The 10,402-nt window shown below is 61.3% G+C and carries 10 protein-coding genes; 4 read left to right on the top strand and 6 right to left on the bottom strand.

The genetic code is table 11. From position 1 onward, the window contains the following. Nucleotides 1–681 precede the first annotated feature (681 nt). From Q0288_RS11370 to Q0288_RS11355, 4 genes are all read left to right on the top strand, one after another. A complete protein-coding gene (locus Q0288_RS11370; RefSeq protein WP_299430484.1) occupies nucleotides 682–1,197 on the top strand; it encodes a bioflim formation protein in 516 nt (171 codons plus the stop codon). A gap of 166 nt (nucleotides 1,198–1,363) precedes the next feature. Further along, nucleotides 1,364–2,890, top strand: coding sequence for a carboxylesterase family protein (locus tag Q0288_RS11365; protein WP_299430482.1), 1,527 nt, complete (start codon nucleotides 1,364–1,366; stop codon nucleotides 2,888–2,890). Nucleotides 2,891–2,913: 23 nt separating this feature from the next. After that, nucleotides 2,914–3,564 (top strand): DUF5639 domain-containing protein, encoded by a 651-nt coding sequence (locus Q0288_RS11360; RefSeq protein ID WP_299430480.1) that lies wholly within the window; start codon nucleotides 2,914–2,916, stop codon nucleotides 3,562–3,564. A gap of 209 nt (nucleotides 3,565–3,773) precedes the next feature. Beyond that, nucleotides 3,774–4,643 (top strand): alpha/beta hydrolase, encoded by an 870-nt coding sequence (locus Q0288_RS11355; protein ID WP_299430479.1) that lies wholly within the window; start codon nucleotides 3,774–3,776, stop codon nucleotides 4,641–4,643. Between the two features lie 182 nt (nucleotides 4,644–4,825). On the opposite strand, the gene Q0288_RS11350 is transcribed toward Q0288_RS11355, so the two are convergent. From Q0288_RS11350 to argB, 6 genes are all read right to left on the bottom strand, one after another. Continuing rightward, nucleotides 4,826–5,221, bottom strand: a complete 396-nt coding sequence (locus Q0288_RS11350) for a transcriptional repressor (protein ID WP_299430477.1) — start codon at nucleotides 5,219–5,221, stop codon at nucleotides 4,826–4,828. Nucleotides 5,222–5,345: 124 nt separating this feature from the next. Beyond that, nucleotides 5,346–6,236, bottom strand: coding sequence for a hydroxymethylbilane synthase (hemC, locus tag Q0288_RS11345; RefSeq protein ID WP_299430475.1), 891 nt, complete (start codon nucleotides 6,234–6,236; stop codon nucleotides 5,346–5,348). Nucleotides 6,237–6,314: 78 nt separating this feature from the next. Next, nucleotides 6,315–6,566 (bottom strand): hypothetical protein, encoded by a 252-nt coding sequence (locus Q0288_RS11340; protein WP_299430472.1) that lies wholly within the window; start codon nucleotides 6,564–6,566, stop codon nucleotides 6,315–6,317. 128 nt (nucleotides 6,567–6,694) lie between these two features. Next, entirely contained in the window at nucleotides 6,695–7,123 is a 429-nt protein-coding gene (locus tag Q0288_RS11335; RefSeq protein ID WP_299430470.1) for a hypothetical protein, read from the bottom strand. Nucleotides 7,124–7,263: 140 nt separating this feature from the next. Beyond that, nucleotides 7,264–9,087 carry a menaquinone biosynthesis decarboxylase gene (locus tag Q0288_RS11330; protein ID WP_299430468.1) on the bottom strand — a complete coding sequence of 608 codons (1,824 nt, stop codon included), beginning with the start codon at nucleotides 9,085–9,087 and terminating at the stop codon, nucleotides 7,264–7,266. A gap of 436 nt (nucleotides 9,088–9,523) precedes the next feature. Next, nucleotides 9,524–10,273 (bottom strand): acetylglutamate kinase, encoded by a 750-nt coding sequence (gene argB / locus Q0288_RS11325; protein ID WP_299430466.1) that lies wholly within the window; start codon nucleotides 10,271–10,273, stop codon nucleotides 9,524–9,526. Nucleotides 10,274–10,402: the final 129 nt, after the last annotated feature.

The following is a 10,402-nucleotide window of genomic DNA, read 5'->3' as shown; positions in this document are numbered from 1 at the left end:
CCTTCGAACCCCCCGGAACCGGCCCATTAACCCTGCTTTAGTCCACTGATCCTATCCACCCCACCCTTGGCCTGGTAGAGGTGTAGTCCAGGCCAAAGCCAAGGGTGGCCCGGGCGTCTTACTGCGTCCATGGCTTACAGGGGCTCCTCCGACGGGTGGGGCGCGAATCCGGGGAAGCTCAACCGTCCGCCCGGGAACGGCCTCGAGTGAGCTCGAGTCAAGATTGTACAAAGGGTGCAACACCCGGACGGGCAGTGACAGCACCAGCCTCACCTGACCATCGCTAAAGCTCTGAATCAGGCAGAGGGGGCAGTGCCCACCGGAGTGAGAGCCGGGGTTTGATGGCTGATTTGGGATCGGGCCGGAAGAACCCTTGCAGAGTTGGTGGTTCAGAAAGGTGCTGGGCAGAATCAGACTGCGAGGGTCGCGCAGAATAAACTGGGTGGAGATCAGCAAAACCAGACCCGAAAGAAAAACCACCCAGCCCGTCTGCAGAAGACGGTCGGCACGGGCCGGGCCTGATCTGGGCCACATATAAGCCATAGTATGACCGGGCTGCAAAAGGGACAAACGTCCTTGAGGGGTTGGTCGAAGGCGAACCAGGATTCTGCACTGGGCAGTAAAAAAGCCCGCCGTTTCCTGAAATCGGCCTGTTATGATGGGGCGGATCTTGGAGGAATCATGAAGCGACTGCTTGCCCTGCTGACTCTGGTTGCTGGTTTAGCCTTTGCCCAGGCTCCGGCCTACCCCGAAAACACCGTGGGGGTGGGGTTTGGGATCAATCGGGGGCTGATGGTGCAGACCAGTATGGGACTGCCGTTCAGCCCCCTGGGGATTGACACCGGTCTGGATCTCGAGGTCATTGTGCCCACCAGCTTTGATAATGTTGAAGTCTGGGCACTGGTTAAGGCCAATCTGCTACCGGCTCTTACGGTGGCCGATCTTACCCTTTCGGCAGGTCTGGGTGCAGATCTCAGCTTCAACACGGTGGGCAGCATTTTTGGTTTTCACCTGGGGCCTGTGGTCAGCCTCGAGATTCCCGGTGGGGTCATTTCGGGCTATCTCGGGTTGGGCATCGAGGGCGGCTTCAACCTGGCCTATGGGCTGGGCGGGCGGCTGTACCTTGATCCGATGGCCCTCGAGGTGGGCATCTCCGACCGCTACCCCTTCAAAATTGCGGTGCTCTACCTCTGGTAGCAGGCTGAGCGGAAAACAGTAAACCCTCAAAGTCAAAAGATGAAGTTCATAGCCCCGGGCAGTTGTCCAGCAACATTACCGGCCCAGGACACTCGGCCCCTGACGCCCGACGATTTCTGACCCTGGACACAGCCAGAAACCCCGCTCTCGTACACAATACAAAAATATGCACCGGCTGGTTGCCTTAGGGGTTCTGCTCGGCGCTGCTTGGGCTCAATCGGCTTTGGTGCTCACCCCACAGGGACGTATTTTAGGGGGCCTCAACGAAAAAGCCCAGGTGGCCTATTTTCTCGGCATCCCCTACGCCAGAGCCGAACGCTGGAAAGCCCCGCAGCCCATCTTGCGCCTCGAAGGCGTCTTCAGAGCGACCCAGCCGGGCTATGCCTGTCCCCAGCGTGGGGTCTTCACCACCCGGCTGGGCGGGTACATCCCACCCCAAAGCGAAGACTGTCTGAACCTGGGGGTCTGGATGCCGATGGCTGCCCCCCCCGAGGGTGGCTACCCGGTGATGGTCTGGATTCACGGGGGCAGCTATACCGGGGGAAGCTGGGCCGAGCCCCTCTACGACGGCACATCGCTGGCCTCCCAGGGGGCGGTGGTGGTGGGCATCAACTACCGCTTGGGTTCGCTGGGCTGGCTGGCTTTGCCCTCGCTGCAACGAGAATCGCCTTCCGGCTCGGCAGGTAATTACGGGTTGCTGGACATGCTGGAAGCCCTGCACTGGATACAGCGCAATATCGAGGCATTTGGGGGAAACCCCCACAACATCACCCTGTTCGGGCAGTCGGCGGGCGGGATGGCGGTCTGCACCCTGCTGGCGACCCCGGGCGCCCGAGGGCTGTTTCACAAGGCCATCCTCCAGTCGGGAGGCTGCGATTATGTGCGAACCCTCGAGCAGGGCTTTGGGTTTGGCCAGCAGTGGGCGGCGCAGCTGGGTTGCAGTTCCGATGACCTGGCCTGTTTGCGCCAGATCCCGCTAGAGCGGCTCTTCCCTCCCGAAGACCGCAGCATCGGGGCGCTGTTGCAACGGGTCGAGGTCGGGGAGTTTTCCGAGGTGCCCTGGAAGCCCCATCTGGATGGGGTGGTGTTGAACAAACCACCCCTGCAAGCCCTGCGCGAGGGCGAGGCCGGAGGAATCCCCCTGATTGTGGGTGCAACCGCCCAGGAGACCTGGGGGGAGCGTTTGGCAGGGCCGTCCGACTGGCTCGAGTTTGCCAGACGGGTGGAAGGGAAGCTGCCCGGCAGGGGCGCTCAGGCTGTTGCGCTCTACCAGGCCCGCTACTCCCATCCCAACGAAGCCTGGGCTCACTTTCAGAGTGACCGAATCCTGCTCTGCCCCACGCTGGCGGCTGGAGTCGTCCAGGCCGACCACGCCCCCACCTATGCCTATCTGATGAGCTGGGTTTCGCCGGTGCTGGACGTGTTGGGCAGCTTTCATGGCATCGAGTTGCCGCTGTTGTTTGGAACCGAGACCCGCTGGCCTGCGCTGGTCCTGTTTTTAACCCTAGAGGCCATGGACAAGTCCAGGACTCTGGCCCGCCAGCTACAGTCCCACTGGCTCAACTTTGCTACCAGTGGCGAGCCGTTTTTACTGGGCTGGCCAGAGATGAAGAGCGGCTATGCCATGGGGTTCAGCACCCAGCCTGGCCTGATTTCCGACCCCTACCAGGCACGGTGCGGGTTGTTTCGCTGAGCCCTGGCTTATAGCATAAGGGCATGCCGGTATTACAGGTTTCCGCCGCCGACCAGTACCTGACTGCCACCGGCGATACCCGGCTGACGGAGATCTGGGAGGCCCTGCCTCAGGGGCTCTTCCCCCCCTTCCCACCGGTGGAGCTACCCGGCAGGCTGGACGGCCTGCTGAAGCGAGGAGGGTTTGCCCAGACTTTTTTTATGGGGAGCGAGGTGCTGGGGCTCGAGTTCAAATCGCCCAAAGGACATACCGTCCGGGCTGGGGGCCTCACGGTGAAAAACGTCCAGGGGTACGATCTGGTGCGGCCTTTTGTGGGCAGCTTTGGGGCGATGGGGGATGTCCTCGAGGCCACCCTTCGCCTGCGTCCTGGCCGGGCCTCGGCCTTCTTGCGCCGCCGGGGCGAGCTGGCCGAACCCCCCCTTAAGCCGCGCTTTTTATGGCAGGAACTCGCCGATACCTACGCCTTTCATTTTGGGCATCCCCTGGAAGTGCGGCGGTTTCGCGAGAGCTTTGGGGGAGAGGAAGTAACCGATCCGCTGGACTACACCGCGCTTTTCCCCAGCGGTATGGGGGTGGGGGCAGGCAACCTGATGGATTTGCGCTTCAGTTGGGCCAATGGGGGAGCCAGACCCGAGATGCCCGAAGCCTTCAAGCGCCTGGCGGAGGCGATTTGAGCGGAGGTGATGCTTGGCACCGAGATGGGGTTCTGGATCGCCCTATGCGACACGCACAGGACTCTAGACCAGTGGCCATAAACTGCGCCATCGTACAGGTTGTCAAGCGGATAGGGTCGGAAGCCGATGCGCTATGGCAAACGTGCAGCGCCTGAACCCCTATGGAGTGGATGTGGTAGCAGATGCACACCGGAGCCACTCAGGAGCATATGAAACCCAAATTTAATGTTCCCGACAGTCTAAAGCCCTATCAGCGCAGGGTCAATGCGAATGGGGTTGGACTACACATCTACGACTCTGGGGCTACCAGTGCCCAGGATATAACGTTTTTGCTGATACATGGGTTGGGAGATGAGGCGGATAGCTGGCGCCAGATTTTCCCGCTGCTGATGGGGCGTGGACGGGTGGTTGCCCCCGACTTGCCTGGGTTTGGTCGTTCCGATCACCCCAGGCGGGCCTATACCCTCACCTTTTTTGCAGATACGGTGGTGGCCTTGCTGGAAAACCTGAAAATTCCGCAAGCCGTGCTGGTAGGCAATTCCATGGGTGCAGCCGTAGCTTTGCGGGTGGCTGGGCGCCGTGCTGACCTGGTAGCTCGGCTGGTACTGGTGGATGGCCCTCCGGTGCGCAGCAAGCTGGGTAAGGTACAGATGATGTTTTTGATTCCAGGCCAGGGTGAAAAAATTTACAGTAGTTTCCGCAACTCGCAGGATGCGGCCTACGAAAGCCTGCGGCCCTATTATGGCAACCTGGATGCCCTTTCCCCCGAAGACCGCCAGTTTTTGCGGGAGCGGGTCTGGGATCGGGTCTGGAGCGACGACCAGCGCCGGGCTTATTTTTCAACCTTCCGCTGGATGGCTCTGGAAGGGTTGCTGGGCAACCCCAACCCTGCCCGGTTGGGCCGGATCCAGGTGCCCACCACCCTGGTCTGGGGCGAGCAGGACTTGCTGATTCCGGTGGAGGCGGGCAAGCTGCTGTGTAGCTGGATTCCCGGTGCAGAACTCCACCTCATTCCCGGTTGTGGTCACCTGCCGCAGCAAGAAAAGCCGCAGGAACTGGCTCGGCTGATCCTGCAGTGACTGCATTTTACGAAAGGGCTGTACGGCCCAATTGATGACGAATACAGCCTGGTTTACGCTTCGGGATGGGGCAGGGGGACTGGTTGCCCTTCACTCGCTTTGCATCCAGGACGGATGCATCTGCCCCGGTTCTGACGCGATTTGCCAACTCGTCACCAGGCGCAACCCATGTAACGAACGCTCTATTGTGCACTGCTCCTGCATTTTGGACAAATGCCCTGGTATTCGACCTGCACACGGTCAATTTCGAACTCGGGGTAGCTGGCCTTGACCCCACTCAAGAGGTCGGGCAGTGGATGCACGATGTCAAAAAACTCGTTGCAACTGCGACAGATCAAGTGCAGGTGCCCGTCCAGATTGGCCTCGTATTGGAGGGCCTCATTGGGGCGCGAGAGGGGGAGCAGATAGCCCTCCTCGATGAGGGTATCCAGGGTACGGTATACGGTTCCCAGGCTGATGCTGGGCACGGTTTTGCGAACTTCGGTGAACACCCAGGCTGCATCGGGGTGGTGACCCCGGGCGTGGCGAACCACCTCGAGTACGGCCTTGCGCTGCCTGGTCAAACGTTTCATTCCCATCGTTATCCCTAGATTATAACCAGCCGGCTAGGACAAAGGCCACAATCCCGACCCGTTACCTCGAGTTTACCTCAGAATTGCGGGATGAAACCCGGTAGGGCTTAGGGTCACCGCCTACTGCCCTTTACCTGGCCTGCACAACTTCCAGCAACTCCCGTCCACCCTCGGCCAGCAAGTCCTGGGCCAGATCGCTGCCCAACTCGGCAGCTTCTTCGGCATCGCCCTCGATCTCGGCGCGGATCAGTTCGCGGCCATCGGGAGAGCAGACCACGCCCTGCAAGACCAGGGTATCGTCGTCTTCCAAGGTTGCCAGCGCTCCTGCGGCACACTCATCGCCAGCGCCCAGGGCTCGCAGGAAAGCCCGCTCGGCAGTCACGCGCACGAAGGAGGCGCGGTGGTTAAGGCTGTAGGCCAGCTCTTCGGCCCAGTCATCCCCCTGGCGCACTTCCAGTCCCAGGGCACCCTGGCCGGGCGCCGGCAGCACAATTTCGGGGGCGATCAACTGGTCAATGCGGTTGTGCAGATCCAGGCGCAACAGGCTGGCCGCCCCGATAATCACGGCGTCATACTCACCGGTTCCCAAAGCGGTCAGGCGGTCGTCTACATCGCCCTCCAGATCACACAGGTTCAAGTCGGGGCGGTAGGCCAGCAACTGCGCTTTGCGCCGCAGGCTGTTCACCGCCACCGCCGCGCCCCTGGACAAATCTTCCAGGCGCTTGCTGCTGCGCCCCACCAGGGCCTCCCGGGGCTCTACCCGCTTGGGTACGGCAATCAGATGAATCTCCGGTATCTCGAGGGTGGGCAGATGCTTCAGGGAATACACCGCAATGTCCACTTCCCGTTGACTAAGCGCTTGACGCAGGGCTTCTGCACTATCCTGGGAGGCGTTTCTGGCCTGTACGGTGCGTATTTTGAACTCGGCCTCGGGCCAGTTTTCCTTCAGGCGTTCCACCACCCAGCGGGTTTGAGCTTGAGCCAGCAAACTAGCCCTGGCCCCAATCACGATGACGCGCATAACGCCCAATATATTAGCGGGAAATCGTGCGGGGGGAAGTGTGAGGCAGGTGCGAGCAGCCAGAACAGGCTGGCAAATTCAGATCTGCCCTCGGTAGGGTTCGGGGATGACCTCCGGCGGGACTTCAAAGTCCTCATCCACGCGTCTGGCCCTACCCGCTTTGACCAGCGCATACAGGGTCTGGCTGACGTACTGCTGCACCCGCCGCAGCGGCAGGGTGTCGGCGGAAAGCTCGGGGCGGTGCAGGTTAAGGAAAGCCCGGTGGAAAGCAGGCAACTCGCCCAGATCCACCCTGGCCTCGAGCTCCGACCAGCGCACAGGCCCATCCATAAACCATAGCTTATCGCGATTTTCGCAGGCACTGCATCCAGGGCCGGGCGAAACGGCCCCCACCCTGAGCCATCTTCGGGCCTGACCGTAGACTCAACCCATGCGAAGGGCACCCCGTGCTATCGGCATCATCTCGCCCGGCCAAAGGCGTAGACCAGTTCATCGCCCCTGCGCACCACAAACAGGATGGCTGCCCTGCCTGCACCATCCTTGAGGTCGAAGCGGGTTCGAGTCTCGTCCGCGACCTGCGTCTCTTGCTGCCGCTCCACGAAGTAGCCCGCTACTGCAAAGCTGGTCAGGATTTGCTGCACAAACCCCGCTTGCAGGCGTGCGGCCAGACCCCTGGCGGCATAGACTTCCAGATTAAACCGGCTTCCATCGGGAATTCGGGCCACAATCGCGTCGCTGCCGCGTCCGGCCCGGAAGGAGCCAGAAGGAAAACGCACACTGGCGTCAAGGGTGGAGGCGATAGCCGCTACGGTGGTTACCTCAACCAGGGTCTGAGCCAGAACCGGAGCCCCCAAAAGGAGCAGCCAGGAAAGGAGGAAGGCTTTCATACGACGAGGGTAGCCGCTGGACGGCGGGAAACCCGGTTATATGACTCACACCGGCCTGGCAAAGCGACCCTTCCATGCCAGCGGTGGTTCAGGTTTGTGAAGCCCTCGCCCGCCGGGAGACCATCCACCCAAATCCGGGATCAGTCCCTGGCGACCACCGTAGTACCTTTGGGAGGCAGAGCAGGCAGCCCCAGGCGGTGCCAGCGCTCGTCCACGCGCTCGACCATTTCGGGCGACATCAGGATTTTGGGCGGCCAGCGGCGATTGAAGCCTTCCTCGGCCAGCTTGCGGGTACCGTCCAGCACCAGCAAGGGGCCCTCCACTGCTTGCATTACCCAGGCATCGCGTTCGGGGTCTATGTTGTTGAGCACTGCCCACATCACCTCGTCGAACTCGAGGCGGGTGTCGCTGTCGGTCAGGAGCATCAGGCGGATGCCCGCGCTGTGGGGCGCTACCCGCAGGCGCTCGGCAATTTCTCTGGCCTGGTGGGGGTGGGTTTTCTCTAAAGTGACCATCCAGATGCCCGGAAGTTGTTTTTGCTGCACCCCTGGAATACCCGGCAGGCTGGCATGTGCCTGGAGAGCAAAGGGGAGGGTGCCGCCTTCTTCTTCTAGCTTGGTGGTGCCGTCAATTATCAGCTTACCGCCAAAACCCATCGCACGGGACGAGTGATCCAGCACATCAATCGGGCCCCTCGAGACCAGGGTGTCGCGACCCGGCAGGGCCCGCTCGAGGGCCGCTTGCAGCGAGGCAGGGCCTTTGAGGGGCGCACCGGCATCTAGCACCACCATCACCTTGGCAAACATCATCTGTCCCAGTCCAAACAGGCCGTTGGCGACCTTGTAACCCTGACCGGGGTAGCGTTTCTCGATGCCGACATTCACCCAGTTGTGAGCCACCCCCGCCGGCGGCATGTGGTAGTCGTGGATTTCCGGCAGGATGAGCTGGGCAGCAGGCAGAAACAACCGCTCGGAAGCCTCGATCAGGTAGGCGTCTTCCATGGGGGGTCGGCCCACGATGGTCGCGGGGTAGACCGCGTTTTTGCGGTGGGTAATAGCGGTCACGTGAAAACGGGGGTAGGGCTCTTCCAGGGTGTAGAAACCGGTGTGGTCGCCAAACGGCCCCTCCACCACCAGCTCCTCGGCGGGGTCTACGTAGCCTTCCAGAATAAACTCGGCCTCGGCGGGCACGGGCAGATCCACCGTAATGCCCGGGGTTAGCTCAACTGGCCTCCCGCGCAAAAACCCGGCCAGGTTGAACTCATTCACGCCCGGAATGGGCGGCACTGGGGCCGTAGCAGCGTAGGTCAGGATGGGGTCGCCTCCAATGGCTACCGCGATTTCCAGCCGCTTGCCCAGTTTTTTGGCTTTGTCGTAGTGCCGCCGCCCGACCTTGTGCAACTGCCAGTGCATGGCGGTGCTCTGCTTGTCCAGCCCCTGCATCCGGTACATCCCCCGGTTCAACTCACCCGCCTCCGGGTCTCTGGTGATCACCAGCGGCAGGGTTATGAACGGGCCGCCGTCCAGGGGCCAGCATTTCAGAATGGGAATTCTGCCCAGGTTAACCTGTTCCCCCCGCAGCACCACTTCCTGCACTGGGCCGCCGCGCACTTTTTTGGGAAAGAAACCCTTCAGCTCGCGCAACTTGGGCAACAAGGCGAAAGCCGCCTTGAGGCCGCCCTTGCCAGGATTGAGCTTCATCAGGCTGGCGACCCGGATGGCCAGGTCGTCCAGGCTTTTCACGCCCATGGCCACAGCGGTGCGTTCTGCGGTACCATAGCCTCCGATAAAAACCGGAAAATCGCGGTCTTGTACGGTTTCAAACAGCAAGGCGGGGCCGCCCGACTTGACCATACGGTCGGCGATCTCGGTGATTTCCAGCTCGCTCGAGACCGATTCTTTGACCCGGACGAGCTCCTGGCGACGCTCGAGTTCGCGGATAAAAGCCTGGAGGTTCTTATACATCCACTCCAGGATAGCCGATTCTGATGATTGCAACATGGAAGCGGACTGCGGTATCCGTACCCCCTAAGCCAGGAAAGGACACCCCGAGCAGGTGCTGAGTACGGAGTTTGGCCAGCCCCACGCGGTTTGTGATTCCGTCCCCGATGGTATCAGAACTAGCTTCGTGTAAGAAGCTCTACATTACATCCGTGCGACTGCCGAAGGGGGAAACGCCAACCTGCTGCACCGGTGCAAGAAAGGAAGCTTGCAGGTGCGGGTCTATAACCGGGCGCAGGGCCTGCTGCCGACCCCTTAAGGACCCAATGATCCGGAGATCAGTGCCCGGTGTGGATCTCGGCGGCCTCCCCCTGATTACCCTGAGCTGGCGCTCCAGGCAAATTATCCGAAGCTACCCTACTGGCGCCTGGTTTCGGTCCAGATCTGCTGGCAATTCTACTTAGCCCATCACCCGCGTACCGGTGGTGCCTTTCAGCACGGCCTGCAAGACGCCCTGGGTTCCCTTAGCAATGGTGGCCCAGGGGGCGCCCTTGCCCAGTGCGTTTAATGCTGCCTGGACCTTGGGAATCATGCCGCCATAGATGGTTCCATCCTGGATCAAAGCCCGGGCCTGCGACTCGCTAAGCTGGGTAAAGCGGCTGGAAGGGCTCTGCGGATCGCGCAGAACCCCCACCACATCGGTCAGGAAGACGGCGGGAAGGTGCAGGGCTCCGGCGACGGCCCCGGCTGCGGTATCGGCATTGATGTTGAGGGGGCCTTGCTCGTCAAGTCCGATGGGGGCAATAAGGGGGGTCAGACCCGTTTGGAGTAGCCTTTGTATGAGGTCGGTATTAACTTTGGACACCTCGCCTACCCGGCCCAGCGCAGGATCGAACAAGTCGGCTTGCAGCAGTCCGGCATCGCGTCCGGTAAGGGCGACGCTCGGCCGTCCACGCCGCGATAGACCGCTGGCCAGCTGCTTGCCCAGGGAGGTGAGCACCATCTCCACTACTTCCATCTGCTCGGGAGGGGTGACCCGCATACCCTGGTGAAAGTAGGTCTGGAAGCCCAGCCGATTCAGCCACTCCCCAATGCTGGGGCCACCCCCATGCACCACTACCAGCGAGCCCGGATAGGCCGCAAGCTCATCCAGGAGTTCACCCCCACCCTTCAAACTACCACCCATCTTGATTAAAAGTGCTGTGTCCATCGGGGCTATTTTAGCCTTTTTTTGTCTTGACACCCCTGGGTGTGAGTGCTACCCTTTACTAGCGCTTGCCGGGCAAGCCATAAACCAGGGCGATTAGCTCAGCGGGAGAGCACACGCTTCACACGCGTG

Origin of the sequence: uncultured Meiothermus sp., from assembly GCF_937863175.1 — a bacterium.
Classification (GTDB): domain Bacteria; phylum Deinococcota; class Deinococci; order Deinococcales; family Thermaceae; genus Meiothermus.
This window is presented reverse-complemented; position numbering and strand designations above follow the sequence as displayed.